The 19,959-nt window shown below is 38.0% G+C and carries 18 protein-coding genes; 8 read left to right on the forward strand and 10 right to left on the reverse strand.

Annotated elements, in window-relative coordinates:
• Positions 1 to 101 precede the first annotated feature (101 nt).
• Positions 102 to 761 (forward strand): outer membrane protein OmpW, encoded by a 660-nt coding sequence (gene ompW, locus CBE70_RS03145; protein WP_100158165.1) that lies wholly within the window; start codon positions 102 to 104, stop codon positions 759 to 761.
• A 676-nt stretch (positions 762 to 1,437) separates the two neighbouring features.
• Here the strand turns inward: ompW and CBE70_RS03150 are convergent.
• From CBE70_RS03150 to CBE70_RS03180, 7 genes are all read right to left on the reverse strand, one after another.
• Positions 1,438 to 1,752, reverse strand: a complete 315-nt coding sequence (locus CBE70_RS03150; RefSeq protein WP_100158166.1) for a BON domain-containing protein — start codon at positions 1,750 to 1,752, stop codon at positions 1,438 to 1,440.
• 274 nt (positions 1,753 to 2,026) lie between these two features.
• On the reverse strand, positions 2,027 to 2,833 hold the full coding sequence (gene trpA, locus CBE70_RS03155) for a tryptophan synthase subunit alpha (RefSeq protein ID WP_100158167.1): 807 nt from the start codon (positions 2,831 to 2,833) through the stop codon (positions 2,027 to 2,029).
• On the reverse strand, positions 2,833 to 4,023 hold the full coding sequence (trpB, locus tag CBE70_RS03160; RefSeq protein ID WP_036937130.1) for a tryptophan synthase subunit beta: 1,191 nt from the start codon (positions 4,021 to 4,023) through the stop codon (positions 2,833 to 2,835). The genes trpA and trpB overlap by 1 nt, the downstream gene beginning before the upstream one ends.
• 39 nt (positions 4,024 to 4,062) lie before the next feature.
• Entirely contained in the window at positions 4,063 to 5,418 is a 1,356-nt protein-coding gene (trpCF, locus tag CBE70_RS03165) for a bifunctional indole-3-glycerol-phosphate synthase TrpC/phosphoribosylanthranilate isomerase TrpF (protein ID WP_100158168.1), read from the reverse strand.
• A gap of 4 nt (positions 5,419 to 5,422) precedes the next feature.
• The gene (gene trpD, locus CBE70_RS03170) at positions 5,423 to 6,421 is read right to left on the reverse strand and encodes an anthranilate phosphoribosyltransferase (RefSeq protein WP_100158169.1); all 999 of its coding nucleotides are present in this window, start codon (positions 6,419 to 6,421) and stop codon (positions 5,423 to 5,425) included.
• Position 6,422: 1 nt separating this feature from the next.
• Positions 6,423 to 7,016, reverse strand: coding sequence for an aminodeoxychorismate/anthranilate synthase component II (locus CBE70_RS03175; protein ID WP_100158170.1), 594 nt, complete (start codon positions 7,014 to 7,016; stop codon positions 6,423 to 6,425).
• A complete protein-coding gene (locus CBE70_RS03180) occupies positions 7,016 to 8,593 on the reverse strand; it encodes an anthranilate synthase component 1 (RefSeq protein ID WP_100158171.1) in 1,578 nt (525 codons plus the stop codon). Before CBE70_RS03180 ends, CBE70_RS03175 begins: the two co-directional genes overlap by 1 nt.
• A gap of 306 nt (positions 8,594 to 8,899) precedes the next feature.
• Between CBE70_RS03180 and rnm the strand changes: the two genes are divergently transcribed.
• The 4 genes from rnm to CBE70_RS03200 all read left to right on the forward strand — a co-directional run bounded on the left by rnm (position 8,900) and on the right by CBE70_RS03200 (position 12,912).
• Positions 8,900 to 9,760: an RNase RNM gene (gene rnm, locus CBE70_RS03185; protein ID WP_100158172.1), complete on the forward strand. Its 861-nt coding sequence runs from the start codon at positions 8,900 to 8,902 to the stop codon at positions 9,758 to 9,760.
• Between the two features lie 24 nt (positions 9,761 to 9,784).
• On the forward strand, positions 9,785 to 10,405 hold the full coding sequence (locus CBE70_RS03190) for an L-threonylcarbamoyladenylate synthase (protein ID WP_100158173.1): 621 nt from the start codon (positions 9,785 to 9,787) through the stop codon (positions 10,403 to 10,405).
• A 434-nt stretch (positions 10,406 to 10,839) separates the two neighbouring features.
• Positions 10,840 to 11,763: a 23S rRNA pseudouridine(2605) synthase RluB gene (gene rluB, locus CBE70_RS03195; RefSeq protein ID WP_023582283.1), complete on the forward strand. Its 924-nt coding sequence runs from the start codon at positions 10,840 to 10,842 to the stop codon at positions 11,761 to 11,763.
• A 201-nt stretch (positions 11,764 to 11,964) separates the two neighbouring features.
• A complete protein-coding gene (locus CBE70_RS03200; protein WP_100158174.1) occupies positions 11,965 to 12,912 on the forward strand; it encodes a hypothetical protein in 948 nt (315 codons plus the stop codon).
• Positions 12,913 to 12,940: 28 nt separating this feature from the next.
• Here CBE70_RS03200 and cobO read toward each other — a convergent pair whose 3' ends face one another.
• Together cobO and CBE70_RS03210 are read right to left on the reverse strand one after the other, a co-directional pair.
• A complete protein-coding gene (gene cobO / locus CBE70_RS03205) occupies positions 12,941 to 13,531 on the reverse strand; it encodes a cob(I)yrinic acid a,c-diamide adenosyltransferase (protein ID WP_100158175.1) in 591 nt (196 codons plus the stop codon).
• 25 nt (positions 13,532 to 13,556) lie between these two features.
• Positions 13,557 to 14,318 (reverse strand): YciK family oxidoreductase, encoded by a 762-nt coding sequence (locus CBE70_RS03210; RefSeq protein ID WP_196566073.1) that lies wholly within the window; start codon positions 14,316 to 14,318, stop codon positions 13,557 to 13,559.
• Between the two features lie 213 nt (positions 14,319 to 14,531).
• On the opposite strand from CBE70_RS03210, the gene sohB reads away from it, so the two are divergent.
• Positions 14,532 to 15,578, forward strand: coding sequence for a protease SohB (gene sohB / locus CBE70_RS03215; protein ID WP_100158176.1), 1,047 nt, complete (start codon positions 14,532 to 14,534; stop codon positions 15,576 to 15,578).
• Between the two features lie 503 nt (positions 15,579 to 16,081).
• On the opposite strand, the gene CBE70_RS03220 is transcribed toward sohB, so the two are convergent.
• A complete protein-coding gene (locus CBE70_RS03220; protein WP_069369238.1) occupies positions 16,082 to 16,330 on the reverse strand; it encodes a YciN family protein in 249 nt (82 codons plus the stop codon).
• Positions 16,331 to 16,637: 307 nt separating this feature from the next.
• Here CBE70_RS03220 and topA point away from each other — a divergent pair, with 307 nt between their 5' ends.
• Together topA and sodC are read left to right on the forward strand one after the other, a co-directional pair.
• Positions 16,638 to 19,235, forward strand: coding sequence for a type I DNA topoisomerase (gene topA, locus CBE70_RS03225; protein ID WP_100158177.1), 2,598 nt, complete (start codon positions 16,638 to 16,640; stop codon positions 19,233 to 19,235).
• Positions 19,236 to 19,390: 155 nt separating this feature from the next.
• Complete coding sequence (gene sodC, locus CBE70_RS03230; protein ID WP_100158178.1) at positions 19,391 to 19,915, forward strand: superoxide dismutase family protein; 525 nt, start codon at positions 19,391 to 19,393, stop codon at positions 19,913 to 19,915.
• The last annotated feature ends 44 nt before the right edge of the window (positions 19,916 to 19,959 follow it).

Raw genomic sequence — 19,959 nt, forward strand, 5'->3', positions numbered from 1 at the left:
CAAAAATAATTCCAAAGTTGTGATCGGTATTAGATCATAATTATCAATAAATGGTTATATTTTTAGCGGAGATTTTACTTATTACAGGAATGGGTTAAATAATGAAAAAACTTTCTGCGCTTATTTTAGCGGCTGCAACTCTTGCGCCTTCTATTTCTTTTGCTCATCAAGCGGGGGATTTTTTATTCCGTGCAGGTACTGCAACAGTTCGTCCTAATGCGGGTTCTGATGCAATATTAGGTGGCAACCATTTTGAAGTGAATAATAATACCCAATTAGGTTTAACTTTTGGGTATATGATTACTGATAATATTGGTGTTGAATTATTAGCAGCTACTCCTTTTGAACATAAAGTATCATTAACGGGTGTTGGTGAAATTGCAAAAGTTAAACATTTACCACCAACATTAATGGCACAATACTACTTCGGTAATGCAGAAGATAAACTGCGTCCTTATTTAGGTGCAGGTCTTAACTTCACCACTTTCTTTGATGAGAAATTTAATAACAACCCTGCAGTAGGCACTGGAGCGGGTGGCTTAGGTTTAAACGGACTTGATCTTAAGGATTCATGGGGCTTTGCAGCACAAGCAGGTTTAGATTATAACCTCGATAAAAACTGGATGCTGAATGCTTCTGTTTGGTGGATGAACATCGAAACAAAAGCAAGATTTAATAGTACTGTTGCTGATAAAGATTTTGACGTTAAAACACGTTTAGACCCATTTGTATTTATGTTTGGTGTGGGCTACCGTTTCTAATTATTCTTTCTTTGACAGAATATCTCATAATAAAAAGCGAAGATTTTCTTCGCTTTTTTTATTTTTTAGGTTTGAACAAAATCTTTCTTTTTTAGATTATATAAAGTCTCTATTCTATTATTGAATACATCATTTATGAGTAATTAAAAATAAAAACAAATAGAAAAGATGTATTTTAAATAAAACATTTAACATTAAAACACCAATAAAGGTGTATTTTATATATATCTTTATTTCTCTGTCTTCTTAATAAGATAAAAAAGTGTATTTTTATTTATTAAAAACTCATTTTCTTTTAATAAGTAAAAGAGGGGATTAGTTAGATGTATTTTAAATGCATCTTTTGTTTGGTTTTAGTAAAAGTACTTTGTGTATCAAGAGATAGAAAGAAATAAAAAAACAATAAAAAAGGTTTAGGATAAGAGATATTTATAAAAATAAGACGGTTGGGTTTTAATCATTAAATGATTAATTATTCTTTTTAATTGTTCTTTTTATGAACGGTTTTTAAGGTTGGGTAAATATGACCTTTTTTTAATCTATTGGCGTTTTTTATAAAAATTGATCTGCTTTATGATAAAAACTAATGCTGAGAAAGAAGTGCTTGGCAAAAAAAAGACCACCGAAAAGGTGGTCTAAAAAGTAAGGCTAAAGGAAGACTAGAATAAAGAGGGGATCAGCGAACAACCATTGAGTTGATAACACTTTTTACGCCAGTGACTTTACGGGTTGTTTCAATGGCACGATTAGCATCCGCTTGAGAAGAGACAAAACCACTTAGCTGAACTTTACCTTTAAATGTCTCGACGCTAATTTGTGTTGAATTAAGGTTTTTTTCACCAATGAGTGCTGTTTTCACTTTGGTGGTGATCACGGAGTCATCAAAATAACCCCCAGTACCCTCAGATGTTGCGGTTGGAGAACATGCAGATAACGTAAATGCCATAAGTAACGCTGCCATAACAGCAGAGATTTTTGCCCATAGTTTCATCATCAAACTCCTTGTAATTACATTATTGGTTGAGCATTTCTAAATAGAAAATATAAAGTACCTTATAAAGTATGACCAAAAAATAAAATTTCGCCCAATTTTAGATAAAAAGATTATTTGATTGAAAATATGAAAAAGGATATGAAAACGTGGTTTATAGGGAGTTCAGCAATAAATGAGCCGGATTGAATAGACATTAAATTAAGAGTAATCCGCTTAGAAAAATAGCAAATTATTTCTCTAAAGCGGATCTCACTAAGCGTATTTAAAATAATTAGGCGAGGGTAGCCGCCTTCATCTCTTTCACAAATGTCGTCAGTGCTTTTAGCATTACATCTGGCTGATGCAGGTTTTTCTCAATAATTTGAACAACCGCCGAGCCTGAAATTGCGCCAGCCGCGCCATTTGCAATCGCTTCCTTCACTTGTTTAGGCTCTGAAATTCCAAACCCTTGTAATGCAGGGGGGGCATTATAGGTTTTTAGCTTATCAGTAAGATGTGTTAGTGATTGTTCTGCTCGTTTATCTGTACCGGTTACACCTGCTCTTGATAGTAAATAGGTATAACCCTTACCTGATGCTGCTAACTCTTGTAAAAGTTCATCATCAGCATTAGGCGGGCAAATAAAAATAGGGCTGATATTTGCGCGTTGTGCTGCTTCACGAAACTCTTTTGATTCACGTAAAGGCACATCGCCAATTAAGACAGAGTCCACACCAGCTTGCTCGCATTTACTATAAAAATTATCAATGCCATTACTAAAAACAAGGTTGGCATAAACTAATAGGCCAATAGGAATATTAGGATGTTTTGCACGAATTTTAGTTAAGAGCGCAAAGCAATCTGTTGGCGTTACACCGACATTAAGCGCACGTAAATTAGCCCCTTGGATTGTAGGACCATCTGCAAGAGGATCGGAGAAGGGAATACCAATCTCTAATGCATCTGCGCCACCTTCAATTAACGCATCAATAATTTGTAATGACAGCTCAGGAGAAGGATCACCTAATGTAACAAAAGGAACGAATGCGCCTTGCTGTTTTTGTGCTAATGCTTCAAAGCATACTTGATAACGGCTCATTAGATTTCTCCTCTTGCTGCTAAAATATCATTTACAGTAAAAATATCTTTATCACCACGACCTGATAAGTTCACAATTAATAGCTGCTCTTTGTCAGGATTTTGTGCAATTAATTTCAGTGCATAAGCCAATGCATGAGAAGATTCTAAGGCTGGAATAATCCCTTCACGGCGAGAAAGTGCTTTAAATGCTTCTATGGCTTCATCATCGGTAACAGAAACATAATCAGCACGACCAATACTATTTAAATGTGCGTGCTGAGGCCCTACTGATGGGAAATCAAGACCTGCTGAAATTGAATATGACTCTTCAATTTGTCCTTCATCAGTCTGCATAATTGGGGATTTCATACCAAAATAGATCCCTAATTTACCGTGTTTGAGTGGTGCGCCATGTTCACCCGTTTCAATACCTTTACCTGCAGGTTCAACACCAATGAGTTGCACCGAAGTTTCTGGGATAAAGGAAGCAAATAAACCGATAGCATTAGAACCACCGCCAATACAGGCGATAGCAGCATCAGGTAGACGACCTTCACGTTCTAGAATTTGTGCTTTAGCTTCATCACCAATCATACGTTGAAACTCACGGACAATGGTTGGATAAGGATGAGGACCAGCCGCCGTTCCTAATAAGTAATGCGCGCGGTCGTAACAACCAGACCAGTCACGTAATGCCTCATTACACGCATCTTTTAAGGTAGATGAACCACTGTGAACAGGAATAACTTCGGCACCCATTAAGCGCATACGAAATACGTTAGGTGATTGGCGTTCGACGTCTTTAGCACCCATATAGATACGACATTTCATATTAAGTAATGCACAGGCTAAAGCAGTTGCAACACCATGTTGACCCGCACCTGTTTCTGCAATAATTTCGGTTTTTCCCATACGTTTTGCTAGCAGCGCTTGGCCTAATACTTGGTTTGTTTTATGAGCGCCGCCATGCAGTAAATCTTCACGCTTTAGATATAAACGAGTTCGTGTGCCTTCTGTTAAATTACGACAAAGGGTTAATGCCGTTGGTCTACCAGCGTAATTTTTTAATAAATCTTGGAATTCTTGCTGAAAAGAGGGATCGTTTTGTGCATCAATAAACGCTTGTTCGAGTTGATCCAATGCAGGAATTAAGATTTCAGGTACATATTGGCCACCAAATTCGCCAAAGTAGGGGTTAAGTTTTCTCATTGTGATGTCATCCTGTTTAAAATTTTATCTTTGTGAAATTTAGTTGAGCTGTAATTGTGCAAATACTTGGTTCAAGCGTTGTGCATCTTTTATGCCAGGAGCCGATTCTACTCCGGAGTTAAAATCAAGCCCGATACAGCCTGTTTTAACCGCATCTAAACAGTTTTCACTGTTAAGACCACCTGCAAGTAACGCTTTTTCACGTAATGTATTAGGAATTTTTTGCCAATTAAAGGTTGTACCTGTGCCACCCGTTCCGTTATCAAGTACATATTTATTAACGTGTGAAATAGGGTGAATATCAGTGTGGTTTGCCATATTTATCGCTTGCCAAATTTCACAATCAGGTTGAATTCTTTGGTGAAGTTGCTCGATAAATTGTACATCTTCTTGTCCATGTAATTGGATGGCAGATAAATTAAGTTTTTCTGCATAGTCACAAATAAGCTCAATAGGTTGATTTTGAAAAATACCCACATACGCTAAGGGAGCTTGTGTTATCAATTCTTGTGCTTGTGACAATGTCACTTTACGAGGGGATTTCTCTGCGAAAATTAATCCCGCATAATAAGCACCTGCTTGATAAACTGCTTTTACATCTTGTGTGCGAGTTAACCCGCACACCTTATGCTTTCCCAAAATTAGTGCTCTCACCGCTTGGTCAATATTTTTTTGTGACATTAAGGCACTACCTACCAGAAAACCATTAGCATATTGGCGCAACTCTTGAACTTGCTGGTGGGTGTGAATACCTGACTCACTGATCACGATTGCATCTTTAGGTAAACCTTGGCTTAACTGTTGGGTACGCGCTAAATCGATAGAGAGATCACGCAAATCACGATTATTAATACCAATAACTTTGGCATTGAGATTAATGGCACGTTGACGCTCTTCTTCGGTACTGACTTCAGTTAATACACCCATATTTAATTGATGAGCAACGGCTGATAATGCACGATATTGTTCATCATCTAAGACAGAGAGCATTAATAAAATGGCATCTGCTTGATAAAAACGAGCTAAATAGATTTGGTATTCATCAATAATAAAATCTTTGCACAAAACGGGTTGGTGCACGGCTTGGCTAACTTGACGTAAATAATCAAAGCTCCCTTGAAAATATTTCTCATCCGTTAATACCGAAATTGCAGCAGCATAAGGCTGATAAATTTTTGCAATCGTAGCGGGATCAAAATCAGCACGAATTAACCCTTTTGAGGGTGATGCTTTTTTACACTCTAAAATAAAAACAGTATTAGGCTGAGTTAATGCCTGATAAAACGAGCGTGTTGATGGCACTATTTGGTGCACAAATTCTGATAATGGTTGGCTTGCTTTACGTTCAATCAGATATTCAGCTTTATCTTTTACAATGGCGTTTAATACAGTCATGCTCTTATCCTCTTGCTGCTAATGCAGTGACACGATTTATTGCTTTACCGCTATAAATGGCGTGCATAGCAACTTCAGTATTCATTTTTAAATCTTCTTGCCCATGTAAACGCATTAATAAAGCGACATTAGCTGCAACAGATTCGGTATGTGCTCTTTTTCCTTCGCCTTGTAGTAAATCTGCTAATAATTGACGGTTTACTTCAGGTGTACCACCTTCTAAATCAGTAATAGCACAAGGACGAAGACCAAAATCACTCGGTGTCAGTTCATAACGTGTAATTTCACCATTACGTAATTCAGCAACTTGAGTAGGGGCATGTAGTGAAACTTCATCCATTCCCCCACTGTGAACAACGGCGGCACGCTCATAACCTAAAACTTTTAATGTATCTGCGATAGGCATCAATAACTCAGGGCTATATACCCCAATTAATGCTAATGGCGGGCGAGCTGGGTTAATCAGTGGGCCTAATACATTAAATAACGTGCGTGTTTTCAGTTGTTGGCGAACTGGTGCAGCAAAACGAAAGCCACTGTGATACTGAGGTGCAAATAAAAAGCATAAACCCACTTCATCCAGCAATTGGCGCGCATCATCAGCACTTCTATCTAAAGGGATACCAAATGCCGCTAATAAATCGGAAGATCCTGAACGACTGGATACGCTACGATTACCATGTTTCGCAACTTTGATACCTATTTCTGCTGCAACAAATGCACTTGCTGTTGAAATATTGATACTGTTGGCTCCATCTCCTCCAGTGCCGACAATATCGCAAAAAGTGTAATCAGGACGAGGAAATGGTTGCGCATTTTCAAGTAATGCACGCGCTGCACCTGCAATTTCTTGAGGATGTTCACCACGCATTTTCATGCTGATCAAAACAGCTGCTAATTGTGATTCCGTTAACTCACCGCGAATAATGGCGCTAAACAGTGTTTGGCTTTCTTCTAACGTCAATTGTTGTGCGCTAAATAATTTGTTGAAGATAATTTCCATTTTATGCGTCTCCTTTAGGAGTTAATACCCATGCGATTGTTTGTTCTAAAAGTTGTGCGCCTTTTGTGGTTAAAATTGATTCTGGGTGAAACTGAAAACCACACGTTTTATGTTGACGGTGACGCACCGCCATAACAGTGTTATCGCACCAAGCATTAATAATGAGTTGTTCTGGAACTTGTTCTCCTGAAAGCGAATGATAACGAGCTACGGGTAAAGGGTTAGGTAAATTCACAAACATTTCACTGTTATCGTGTTCAGCTAATGTCGCTTTGCCATGTAAGATCTCTCCACACGAAGAAACTTTGCCACCGTAAGCCTCAATAATGGCTTGATGACCTAAGCAAATACCAATTACAGGCAATGTGCCCAATACACGTTTTAACAGCTCAGGCATACAACCTGCTTGTGAAGGTGCTCCTGGCCCCGGAGATAACAGTAAAATTGGGTTATCGAGTTCACGTAATTTTTGTTCAATAAAATCGGCCGTGACGCTATTACGATAAATCACAACGTTATTGCCAAGGCTACGTAATTGATCGACAAGGTTATAAGTAAATGAGTCGATGTTATCTAGCAGTAAGATAGTCGCCATTAGCAAGCCTCCTGCAGTTGTGTATCAGTATGAGCTTGTAAAATAGCGTTGATTACAGCTTGTGATTTATTGCGTGTCTCTTCAGCTTCCATTTGAGGATCTGAATCAAGCACAATTCCGGCACCAACTTGAATAGTTGCAATATTATTTTCAACATAAGCAGAACGAATAACTATGCAAGTATCAAAATCTCCTGCGCCAGTAAAATAGCCAATCGCACCACCGTAACTGCCGCGTTTTGTTTTTTCATAACGAGCAATCAATTGCATCGCACTAACTTTAGGCGCACCAGATAACGTTCCCATATTCATACAAGCTTGATAAGCATGAAAAATATCTAAGTCATCACGTAATTTGCCCACGACTCTTGAGACTAAGTGCATGACAAAAGCATAGCGGTCAACTTTTGTTAATTCAGCCACATAACGACTACCGGCTTGGCAAATACGCGCTAAATCATTACGAGCCAAATCAACTAACATTAAATGCTCTGAAAGCTCTTTCGTATCAGTGCGCATTTCAAGTTCAATTCGGCTGTCTAAATCGGCATTGATTGAACCATCAGTGTTGCGTCCTCTTGGGCGAGTACCTGCAATCGGATAGATTTCAATTTGGCGATCACTTGTTTGATATTTCAATGCACTTTCTGGTGATGCTCCAAATACTGTGAACAAAGCATCTTGCATATAAAACAAATAAGGGCTTGGATTTTTCTCTTTCAACACTTGATAAGCGGCAAGTGGTGAAGGGCAAGCAACTTGAAAGCGACGAGATGGAACAACTTGGAAAATATCACCACGACGAATATAGGTTTTCATTGCCTCAACGATATCGCCATAACCTTTATCATCCATATTGCCTTGTATTGTTGACTCTGCCGCTGTTAAAGCGCGGCGAATAGGGTGTTTTAAAGGTTGTTTAGCCTGCGAAATTAACTCAGCTTGTCGCAAAGAGAGGCGCTGACACTCTGTCTTATCATCAGTAAAAGCAATGGACATTAACTGACTATCTTTATTCTGATGGTCGATCACGATTAATTGTTCTGCTAAGTAAAAGCAGTAGTCTGGACATGAAAAAACGGTGTCTAATTCAGGAATAGGCTCAAACCCACTGACTAAATCATAAGCAAATAAACCGCCGACAAAAATAGCATTAGCATCTTTAGTGTCTTTATTAGCAAGAAAGAAGCGTAAAGCATCAAATACGCTGGCTGATTTTAATTTGCTTTCTTCATCAATGTCTTGTGCAGGTGCTGAAAAAGTAAAAACACACTGTTTATCGCTCTCTTGCATTAAGACAGCTTTTTCTTTTAGTGCGATTTTTAATGCAGAGAATAAAGCTTGTCCATTAACGCTTAATGCATCAATAGTGACTTGATTTTTTACTGCACTGATACGTAATGCGCTATCAACAATTAACAAACTTTTTAAATTTGCTTTAGTGTCAATTTGTGCGGATTCTAACAACAATGTGTGATGTTTATTTTCACATAATGTGTTGAAAAGTAAAGCAGGTTCGTTGTGGTAAGGCAGTGGCGTTGCCTCGGTATTAAATGAGAATGCAAGTGATGTATTCATTATTATCGCTCTATATTATTTTTTACTAACTGTTTTTAATGCATAAAAAAACCCGCGTAGGCGGGTTTTAGATATCACTGACGTAAAGCCGGAGATCAAACCGCCCATAAAAGAGTATTGCGCCACCAAAGAGCGATAAGACGTTGATTGATATTCATAAGATCTCCTTACAGCTAACGACAGATAATTGATTAATAGACTAGCTCGTGTTGTGTACTAGTAAACTGGATTGCGTTGGGTTCGTCAAGTACTTTATGGCATACTCTTTAAAAATTATTATCTTGCTAAGATGAAAAGGGAGAAGCGATGACAGAAGTGCTATCTGATTTAAGAGTGATTTATGATTTGCACAGCCACACTACCGCGTCAGATGGCGAGCTTTCACCAGAAGAATTGGTTGAGAGAGCGATAGAGCGTCAAATTAATGTCTTAGCAATAACTGATCACGATACAACGGCGGCGATTACTCTTGCTAATGATTATATTGCAGAAAAAAATCTGCCTCTTACCCTGATATCGGGTGTCGAAATATCGACTTTGTGGGAGAATATAGAAATCCATATCGTTGGATTGAATATTGATATCAACCATAACGCAATGAAAGCGCTCCTTTCGTCACAAAGTCAATGTCGTGGAACTCGTGCGATAATGATAGGTGAGCGATTAGAAAAAGCAGGTATTGCAAATGCATTTGAAGGGGCAAAAGCCTTAGCACATGGCGGACAAGTTACAAGAGGACATTTTGCTCGTTTTCTTGTGAATGACGGGCATGTTGCCTCAGTTAATAAAGTGTTTAAACGTTATTTAGCGAAAGGCAAAACAGGTTATGTGCCACCACAGTGGTGCTCAATTGGTGACGCTGTCACAGCAATTCATGAGGCTGGTGGCGTTGCAGTATTAGCGCATCCGGGACGATATGGTCTATCCTCTAAATGGCTAAAACGCTTAACGCTTTATTTTAAACAACTTGGTGGTGATGCAATCGAAGTGGCACAATGCCAACAACCACCACAAGAACGGGAACAACACGCAGCATTAGCACAACTTTATGGGTTAAAAGCTTCGTTAGGTTCTGATTTTCATCGCCCTTGTTCGTGGATAGAATTGGGGCGTAATTTATGGTTACCCAGTGGTGTAGAACCAGTTTGGTCGCTATGGCAAGAGTAACATTAGAAATTTGTTGAGGGATGTATGAGCCAACTTTTTTATATTCACCCTGATAATCCGCAGGCTCGTTTAATTGAACAAAGTGCTGATATTTTACGCAAAGGCGGTGTGGTGATTTATCCAACAGACTCTGGCTATGCTATTGGCTGTTGTTTAGACAACAAAGATGCAATGACGCGAATTTGTCGTATTCGCCAATTAGATAAAAACCACAATTTTACACTAATGTGCCGTGATTTATCAGAAATTGCCAATTACGCTTATGTTGATAATGTCGTGTTTCGCTTAATAAAAAATAACACTCCAGGTAATTATACCTTTATCTTAAAAGCGACTAAAGATGTACCAAAGCGTTTGATGAATGATAAACGTAAAACCATAGGCTTGCGTGTTCCTTCTAACCCTATTGCACTGGCATTGTTAGAAAATATTGGTGAGCCATTAATGTCAACGAGCCTGATTTTACCGGGCAACGATTTTGCTGAATCTGATCCGGAAGAAATCGAAGATTTATTAAGCAAACAAGTTGATTTGGTTATCCACGGTGGCTATTTAGGACAAAAACCGACAACGGTAATTGATTTGACAGAAGATACCCCTGTTATCGTGCGTGAAGGTACGGGTGATATTACGCCATTTCAGTAAGTCATTTAGCTGATTAAACTGAATAGGGAGAAAATGACTCGATAGTGAAGAAATTTATCACGAGATAAAGAGATAAAAGGTGAAGGGATTTATCGCTTGTGTTAAATTTATACATTGCGATAAAAATCACGGTGTCTATTTTTGAAATCAGTTATATCAACGCGTATTTTAAGCGCTAAACACGATAACTTGATTTGCAGACAAACGGCCTAACTATCGTTAGGGTTTTGCCAACGTCGTTTTATCGCCACTATTTATCACAATGTTGATGTGAAAAATCATCAACATTGTTCACTATTGAATCAATAAAATTGAATCAATAAACCTGTGTTTATTTCTCATTTTAATAAACATGGGTTATTTTTATTTAATTGATTTTTAAAAATTAATTCTATTTTTATGACGCCTGTGAAGGCGACACATGAGGTTGTTTCATGAGCGATAAATCGCAACGCACTGAAAAATTACAAAAAATCCTTGCTCGTTCTGGTCACGGTTCTCGCCGTGAAATTGAAGGCTATCTTCAAGAAGGGCGTATCAGCATTGATGGTACAAAAGCGAAATTAGGTGATCGTATTGATGTCACCACTACAGCAAAAATCCGCTTAGATGGCCGCATTCTAAATATTCGTGAAGCACAAAAAGATGTTTGCCGTGTGCTTGCTTATTACAAGCCTGAAGGTGAACTGTGTACTCGCAGTGATCCGCAAGGTCGTCCAACTGTTTTCCAACGTCTTCCTCGCCTTAACAGTGCTCGCTGGATTGCAGTAGGTCGTCTTGATGTGAATACCAGTGGATTACTGCTATTTACAACTGATGGTGAATTAGCCAACCGTTTAATGCATCCTAGCCGTGAAGTTGAGCGTGAATACGCTGTCCGTGTTTTTGGTGAAATTGATGATGCAAAAATTCGCCAATTAACGCGTGGCGTACAATTAGAAGATGGTCCTGCTTCATTCCGCTCTGTTTCTTACCGTGGTGGTGAAGGAATTAACCAATGGTACAACGTTTCACTTACTGAAGGCCGTAACCGTGAAGTTCGCCGTATGTGGGAAGCTGTTGGTGTTCAAGTTAGCCGTCTTATTCGTGTTCGTTACGGTGATATCGATTTACCAAAAGGTTTACCGCGTGGTGGTTGGGTTGAACTTGGATTAGATCAAATCAACTATCTACGTCAGTTAGTCGAATTAAACGACGAAACAGTAACAAAAGTTGCAGTAGAAAAAGATCAGCGTCGCATCAAAGCAAATCAGATCCGTCGTGCGGTTAAGCGTCATACTAAAATATCAACACGTACTTCAACATCACCTGCCAAAAGAGCGTCAAGTCGTCGCCAATCGGCAGGAAATAAAAAATAATTAGCGAATAATTATTTATTATTTCAAATTAAAATATCATTTTTTTAAAGAAGGATGTCTAAAAATAGGTGTCCTTCTTTTTTTGGCTGCTTTCTTTTTTTTATAAATAAAACTATGATAAGCGTATTAATAAAATGATAAGTTAATTTTATTATATTAATATCCTATTTGTATATTTTACTATAAGGTATACGCAATAACATGTATCGTTATTTTTATTTAACAACAATGCTATGCTCGGCTTTTCTTTTGACAGGTTGTGATGAAGTCGTTAATGCAAATTCGCAATCTGGTGTGTTTTATATTAGTAATAATAAGAACATACCCTTAGAGTTTAAAATTGATAATCATCCTTTTATCATTAATTCAGGCGAAGTAAAAAAAATAACGTTAGAAAATGGAATGCATGTATTAACGAATACTGAAGGTAATACAAATACATTTATGGTCTATGATGGAAATCATGGTGGCATAATTAATCCCGCTAAGGATATTTACTATAGTTTTACTTCTTTTTTTTCAACAGCAGAAAACAGTGAACGGTTATATTTACCCACACGCTCTGTATGGGTAAATGGTCGTCTTGTACATGGTGCAATTAATAGTTCTGATGCTATGTTCATTGATAATAATGTTTTTCGTTGCGATGTTCCTTTAAATGAATCTATTCCTGCTTATTTACCTGATTGGAAAAATACAGAGATTAGAAATGTATTAACTAAGTGTTTTTCACAGGTAGAATTTCAAAACTTTTTAGAACAAGATCCCTATGGCATTCATTTTTATTTGGGGTATGAGTTATTAGAAGCGCATAAAGAAACTTCTAAATACAGTTGGATCAACGATCAAAATACACGAACAGAAGATTTTATTCCTGTGCTTAGTGATCTTAATTTTAATAACACTGAGTTACAAAAAGAAGCAAAAAATATTTATAAAATTACGCACTCTTATTTAGCTTCTCGCGATCATAATGAAAAGAAAACTTTCTATAATGAATATCATTTTCATATAATGGCAATGTCATTGGTTTATAGTCAACAGATACAAAAAGACATATTGGATGATAAAGAAGCTTATTTTAAGTTGATAAATGAAACAGGAAAAATATTTGGTGCGGGAGTGTTAAGTGAACCCGTTTTAATATAATGACGTGTTCACTCTTAATAAAAAAGAATTACCAATCTATGCCTTTTTGCGCTTTTATTCCGCTGTCAAAAGCATGTTTAATAGGACGCATTTCTGTCACTGTATCGGCTAACTCAATTAATTTTCTATGACAGCCTCTTCCTGTAATAATGACATTTTGGTGAGGTGGGCGAGAGCTAATAGCTGAAATAACTTCATCTAATGGTAAATAGTTAAAGCTAATCATATAGGTAATTTCATCGAGAATAACCAGATCGTATTCTGAGTCATTAAGTAACTTGAGTGCATATTGCCAAGTATTCAAACAGGCAGCGGTATCTGTGCTTTTATCTTGGGTTTCCCAAGTAAAACCGGTTTCCATTACATAAAATGGTACACCGAATTGTTCTAATAGATTACGCTCACCATTTTCCCATGTACCTTTTATAAATTGCACAACACCGACTTTTTTTTGATGACCGACAGCACGCGTTGCTGTTCCCATCGCCGCCGTTGTTTTTCCTTTACCGTTACCTGTAAAGATCATCAAAATACCTTGTTCTTGCTGAGCTTGCTCAATTCGGGTATCTACTTTTTCTTTTAAACGTTGTTGGCGTTTTTGGTGTTGTGCATCATTCATTTTGCTACCTTAAACTTAAATTACGTTATTCAGCAGGACCCGCTTTACGGCCAGGTTGTGCATCTAAAGATTGTCCTTTTACATCAATACTGTCATCACTCATCAGGTAGAGATATAACGGCATCAAATCTTTAGGTGTTTTCAGTTTTTGTGCATTTTCATCTGGAAATGCACTTGCTCGCATTGCGGTACGAGTACCACCAGGATTAATGCAGTTAATACGCAAGGTACTTTCGTTATATTCTTCATTAAGCACCTGCATAAAGCCTTCTGTTGCAAATTTAGATACAGAATAAGCTCCCCAACCATAACGACCTTGGCGACCTACACTCGATGTGGTGAGAATAAGGCTTGCATGAGGGGCTTTGAGCATCAATGGTAATAGTGCTTTTGTGAGCATAAATGTCGCATTAACGTTGACTTGCATAACGTCATGCCAAAGATTACTTGGTTGATTAATGATGGGTTCAACAACACCCAATAAACCGGCATTTTGTAATACACCATCAAGATGAGGGAAGCGTTTAACGAGAGTATCAGCAAATTGCTGAAAATCGTTTTCTGTCGCTGTAAGTAGATCAAGTGGATATAACATGGGCTGTTGGCCACCTGATGTGATTATCTCTTCTTGAACATCTTCAAGTTTTGATAGAGTACGACCTAATAAAATAAGTGTTGCGCCATATTGCGCATAAGTTAGTGCGGCTTCTTTTCCTATGCCATCACCAGCACCCGTTACTAGAATAATTTTATCTTTTAGCACGCTATGATCGGGTTGATATTGCAACATATTGATATCCTGTCTAGTAAAAAGTAAATAAAGTGTAACGTCTTATTTGTCTAGCGACCAGTTTCGTTTGATTTTTTGTTTACAATTTATGGCTGTTTTCTTTATGGTATTAAACATAATCATGCCTTTGTTGCTGGCGCTAAAGCAGAATTTCGTTAAACTAGGCATATTGGTTTTAGTCAGTGTTATTAACCTTAAAAAGAGGTCTTTGTGGAGTATATTTTGCAATATGGACTGTTTTTAGCAGAAATTGTCACTGTTGTTGTGGCGATTATCGCTATCGTGTTGTTTTTCGTTGTGATTGGAAATAAAAAGCAAAATCGTAAAGGGACGTTAAGAGTCACAGATCTTGCGGAAGCTTATGAAGAAAAACAGCGCGTTATGCAACAAGCAAAAATGGACGATGCTGAATTAAAAGTCTGGTATAAAGCGTTTAAAAAACAGCAGAAAAAAGAGAATAAACAGAGTAAAAACAATGCAAAAGAAGGTAAAAAAGGCGTTGTAAAACCTTGTTTATATGTGCTTGATTTTAACGGTAGTATGGATGCGCATGAAGTGGGCGCATTACGTGAAGAAATCAGTGCCATTCTTTCTGTTGCACAAGCAGGTGATGAAGTATTACTACGCTTAGAAAGCCCGGGCGGTATGGTTCACGGATATGGATTAGCAGCAGCTCAATTAACACGCTTAAAAGAAAAGGGTATTAAACTGACTGCGGTTGTCGATAAAGTGGCGGCTAGCGGGGGATATATGATGGCATGTGTGGCAGATAAAATTGTTGCTGCGCCATTTGCGATTATTGGCTCGATTGGTGTTGTGGCTCAGATCCCTAACATTCACCGTTTACTCAAGAAGAACGATATTGATGTTGAGTTGCATACTGCCGGTGAATATAAACGTACATTGACCTTATTAGGCGAAAATACTGAAGAAGGCCGTGAGAAATTTAAGCAAGATTTAAATGAAACGCATCTATTGTTTAAATCATTTGTGCATAAATATCGCCCTCAACTTGATATTGATAGCGTTGCAACTGGTGAGTATTGGTATGGTTCAGAAGCGCTAAACAGAGGCCTAATTGATGAGGTTGGTGTAAGTGACGATTGGCTGATCAATCATATTAATGATTTTGAAGTTCTTTCAGTCCAATATGTTACTAAAAAGAAAATGGTTGAGCGAGTTACAGGTGGCGCAATGGAAAGCATTGATAAACTGATGATGCGTTGGGTTCAAAGAAGTAAAAAACCGCTGCTATAAGCCAAGCTATTATAAGCCAATAAGTACGTAATAAATGATATCAGTGATATGGATTATCGCTGATATCATCCTTCCTTACCCAATCACTATTCCTAAGCCTTCTCCATAAATATTCTAATTTTCTATTTTAAAAGCTTTTATTTCGATAAAAAAAAACCAGTGAAAATTTCACTGGCAATCAAAGAAATAATTGATATTGCTTATAACAACAACAGGGTAAATATTTCCTCTTTCTAGGAAGCTTCAATATAGCCGTAAATAGAGAATAAAAATAATTGATATTACTGATTGTATTGATAGGCAAGTGTAATCGTGAGTTAAGATGTGACTAAAAATCCGCACCATATTTAAATTGAATTATTATTCTTTATTTTTGTTTAATTATGCCAGTTATTGGCATCTGAATGAATGCAATAACTGGCAAGCAAAGTCTCTTTTTTGTTATCGATAAAGAGTAAATTAATTTACTTCAGTGATTAAATAAAAATAATCACGAAGATGACTTATTCTAAATGGTATTTATCAGATAACACATGAGCTAAATGCTTAAACATATTGAATGCTGCCGTACTTTTTGCAGTAGGTAAACCTTGTTCATCTAAAAAAAATTCGCCTTTAAATACGAGGACATTACCTTTCTGTTCAACCGAATCAGCACGCATACCTTGTAAATAATCTTCATGTTCACATATGATTTTATTCGCTTTTTCAAGTAGCATCTCTGTTGTAATCGGTGTAGTTTGTGTTGACATAATATGTGCTCCTTAGAAAAATAATTTGTTGCGCCTCACTTTTTATCAGGTAGAGTGTGGCATTTTTAAAAGCTTAGCTACTCTATATGTAGCAAACAATGATTTGCCTGTACCCGATCAAAGCAGTGAGGTGATTAAAATACCTCAAAAAAAGTTATGAGTTTTGAGCTCAAACAAAAGCTTTGAATAAAAACAGGTTGATATATTGCAAAACTAACGCAATATAAAAAAGAGATTTTAAACATTTTTTTAGTTGAGGGTATTAAACGATACCGTCATAACAAAGTTTAATTAGGTAAAGGTAATTATGGGTAAAGCTCTTGTTATCGTGGAGTCCCCGGCTAAAGCCAAAACGATCAATAAATATCTTGGCAATGACTACGTAGTTAAATCTAGCGTGGGTCACATTCGTGATTTGCCAAAGAGTGGTTCTGGCAGCCAGAAGAGCGAAAACTCATCCGCCACGAAAGGCGTGAAAAAAGTTAAAAAGGATGAGAAATCAGCCTTAGTCAGCCGTATGGGAGTTGATCCCTATAATGGATGGAATGCGAACTATCAAATTCTACCCGGAAAAGAAAAAGTCGTGGCTGAACTAAAAGCATTGGCTGAGAAAGCTGATCATGTCTATCTCGCAACGGACCTTGACCGCGAAGGAGAAGCTATCGCGTGGCATTTACGCGAAGTTATCGGCGGTGATGATGAACGATTTAGTCGAGTGGTTTTTAACGAAATCACTAAAAATGCCATTACACAAGCTTTCCAAACTCCAGGTGAGTTAAATATAGATCGCGTTAACGCGCAACAAGCACGTCGCTTTATGGATCGTGTTGTGGGCTATATGGTTTCACCTTTACTTTGGAAAAAAGTGGCTCGTGGATTATCTGCGGGGCGAGTGCAATCCGTAGCTGTGCGTCTTTTAGTTGAACGTGAGCGTGAAATTAAAGCTTTTGTTCCTGAAGAATATTGGCAATTACATGCATCACTGTTAACGCCTGACGAACAGCCATTGCGTATGGAAGTCACGCATTATAATGATAAAGCCTTCAACCCTGTTTCATCCGATGAGACACAGGTTGCGGTTAAAGCATTACAAAATGCGACCTTCACGGTAAAAGATCGTGAAGATAGACCAACATCAAGCAAACCAAGCGCACCACTTATCACATCAACCTTACAGCAAGCGGCAAGTACACGTTTAAGCTTTGGTGTGAAAAAGACGATGATGCTAGCTCAACGCCTTTATGAAGCAGGTTATATAACCTATATGCGTACTGACTCAACCAACTTAAGTCAGGATGCAATTCAAATGGCGCGTGATTATATCAATGAGAATTTTGGCGCTAAATATTTGCCAAAAGAGCCAAATGTTTATTCGAGCAAAGAAAATTCTCAAGAAGCGCACGAAGCTATCCGTCCTTCTGATATCAACGTTATCGCAGAATCTTTAAAAGATATGGATAACGATGCTAAACGTTTATATCAGCTGATTTGGAATCAATTTGTTGCTTGTCAAATGACACCAGCAAAATACGATTCAACCACTTTAACAGTGGAATCAGGAGATTATAAACTACGTGCGAAAGGTCGTACTTTACGTTTTGCCGGTTGGACGAAAGTTATGCCAGCGATGCGTAATAAAGATGAAGATAAAACTTTACCTGCAGTTGATGTGGGGGCAAAACTGGCTTTAGCTGAATTAGAACCGACTCAGCACTTTACTAAGCCACCAGCACGTTTTAGCGAAGCGACTTTAGTTAAAGAGTTAGAAAAACGCGGTATTGGCCGTCCTTCAACGTATGCTTCCATCATTTCCACTATTCAAGATCGTGGTTATGTGAAAGTTGAAAACCGTCGTTTTTATGCAGAAAAAATGGGTGAAATTGTAACCGATCGCTTAGAAGAGAATTTTAGCGATTTAATGAATTACGATTTTACTGCGCAAATGGAAGATCACCTCGACCATGTTGCTAATAATGAAGAAAACTGGAAAGCGGTATTAGATGCATTCTTCACCGATTTTAGTCAGCAATTAGATGTCGCGGAAAAAGATCCTGAAGAAGGTGGAATGCGACCAAATCCAATGGTGATCACGTCGATTGAATGTCCAACTTGTTCTCGTCATATGGGAATTAGAACGGCGACAACGGGCGTATTCTTAGGATGTTCGGGCTATGCTTTACCACCTAAAGAACGTTGTAAGCAAACCATTAATCTTATCCCTGAAGATGAATTATTAAATATTCTTGAAGGGGAAGATGCAGAAACTAACGCATTACGTGCACGTCGCCGTTGCCCGAAATGTGGTACTGCAATGGACAGTTACCTGATTGATACTCATCGTAAATTACATGTTTGTGGTAATAACCCTGCATGTGATGGTTATGACGTTGAAGAAGGTGAATTCCGCTTAAAAGGTTATGAAGGTCCAGTTATTGAGTGCGATAAATGTGGCTCTGAAATGCACCTGAAAATGGGGCGTTTTGGTAAATACATGGGTTGTACTAATGATGACTGTAAAAATACCCGTAAGATCTTAAAAAGCGGTGAAATTGCACCACCGAAGGAAGATCCTGTTCCACTTCCTGAATTGCTATGCGAAAAATCAGATGCTTACTTTGTCTTACGAGACGGCGCTGCGGGTGTATTCTTGGCCGCAAACACGTTCCCTAAATCAAGAGAAACGCGTGCACCAAAAGTAGAAGAGCTGGTTCGCTTTAAAGACCGTTTAGCAGAGAAAATGCGCTATTTAGCAGAAGCTCCAGTAGCAGATCCTGAAGGAAACCCAACTATTGTGCGTTTTAGTCGTAAAACAAAACAGCAATATGTTTCTTCAGAGAAAGATGGCAAGGCAACAGGTTGGTCTGCGTTTTATGTCGATGGCAAATGGGTTGAAAAAACCAAATAGCATTGGCGTTACGTGATAAATAAAAAAGCGACTAATGAGAGTTAGTCGCTTTTTTGTATTAAGAAGGTATGCTAATTAAATACACTGAAACAGTATTAATGGTTAATTTCTATTTGTCTGATATTTTACTTTGCTAATAATAAGACGGAGATACTATGAAACTGATGCCTTTGTTACTATCTGGCTTACTCTTCACTTCTGTGGCAAGCGCTGCAACCTTAGATGTCACGTTAAAAGAAGCTTTACCGACAGGTGCAGGCAACGATATTGGCGTTGTTACTATCACTGAAACTGATTATGGGCTGTTATTTACGCCAAAACTTACTGGATTAACACCGGGTATTCATGGTTTTCATATTCACGCTAATGGTTCTTGTGAGCCGGATATGAAAGATGGCAAACCTGTACCTGCTTTAAAAGCAGGAGGGCATTTAGATCCTGAAAAAGTTGGTGTTCACTTGGGGCCTTATAATAAAGATGGGCATCTAGGTGATTTGCCAGGATTAGTTGTCAATGATAAAGGTATTGCTGATTACGCAGTATTAGCACCAAAACTCACTAAACTTGAACAAGTGAAAGATAAAGCCATTATGGTGCATGTGGGTGGCGACAACTATTCTGACGATCCCGTGGCTCTTGGCGGAGGTGGTGCAAGAATGGCATGTGGTGTGATTAAATAATTTAGTGGCACTAGTGTTATAAAATAAAAGCTGACAGATAAGGT

This window comes from Proteus columbae (genome assembly GCF_002777965.1).
Classification (GTDB): Bacteria; Pseudomonadota; Gammaproteobacteria; order Enterobacterales; family Enterobacteriaceae; genus Proteus; species Proteus columbae.

Excerpts from the sequence above, each read along its gene's own strand:
- CBE70_RS03200 (WP_100158174.1), top strand. The coding sequence starts at position 11,965 with ATGTATCGTTATTTTTATTTAACAACAATGCTATGCTCGGCTTTTCTT.
- topA (WP_100158177.1), top strand. The coding sequence starts at position 16,638 with ATGGGTAAAGCTCTTGTTATCGTGGAGTCCCCGGCTAAAGCCAAAACG.
- trpB (WP_036937130.1), bottom strand. The coding sequence starts at position 4,023 with ATGAGAAAACTTAACCCCTACTTTGGCGAATTTGGTGGCCAATATGTA.
- rluB (WP_023582283.1), top strand. The coding sequence starts at position 10,840 with ATGAGCGATAAATCGCAACGCACTGAAAAATTACAAAAAATCCTTGCT.
- trpA (WP_100158167.1), bottom strand. The coding sequence starts at position 2,833 with ATGAGCCGTTATCAAGTATGCTTTGAAGCATTAGCACAAAAACAGCAA.
- CBE70_RS03190 (WP_100158173.1), top strand. The coding sequence starts at position 9,785 with ATGAGCCAACTTTTTTATATTCACCCTGATAATCCGCAGGCTCGTTTA.
- rnm (WP_100158172.1), top strand. The coding sequence starts at position 8,900 with ATGACAGAAGTGCTATCTGATTTAAGAGTGATTTATGATTTGCACAGC.
- CBE70_RS03175 (WP_100158170.1), bottom strand. The coding sequence starts at position 7,016 with ATGGCGACTATCTTACTGCTAGATAACATCGACTCATTTACTTATAAC.
- ompW (WP_100158165.1), top strand. The coding sequence starts at position 102 with ATGAAAAAACTTTCTGCGCTTATTTTAGCGGCTGCAACTCTTGCGCCT.
- CBE70_RS03150 (WP_100158166.1), bottom strand. The coding sequence starts at position 1,752 with ATGAAACTATGGGCAAAAATCTCTGCTGTTATGGCAGCGTTACTTATG.
- cobO (WP_100158175.1), bottom strand. The coding sequence starts at position 13,531 with ATGAATGATGCACAACACCAAAAACGCCAACAACGTTTAAAAGAAAAA.
- sodC (WP_100158178.1), top strand. The coding sequence starts at position 19,391 with ATGAAACTGATGCCTTTGTTACTATCTGGCTTACTCTTCACTTCTGTG.
- CBE70_RS03180 (WP_100158171.1), bottom strand. The coding sequence starts at position 8,593 with ATGAATACATCACTTGCATTCTCATTTAATACCGAGGCAACGCCACTG.
- CBE70_RS03220 (WP_069369238.1), bottom strand. The coding sequence starts at position 16,330 with ATGTCAACACAAACTACACCGATTACAACAGAGATGCTACTTGAAAAA.
- trpD (WP_100158169.1), bottom strand. The coding sequence starts at position 6,421 with ATGGAAATTATCTTCAACAAATTATTTAGCGCACAACAATTGACGTTA.
- trpCF (WP_100158168.1), bottom strand. The coding sequence starts at position 5,418 with ATGACTGTATTAAACGCCATTGTAAAAGATAAAGCTGAATATCTGATT.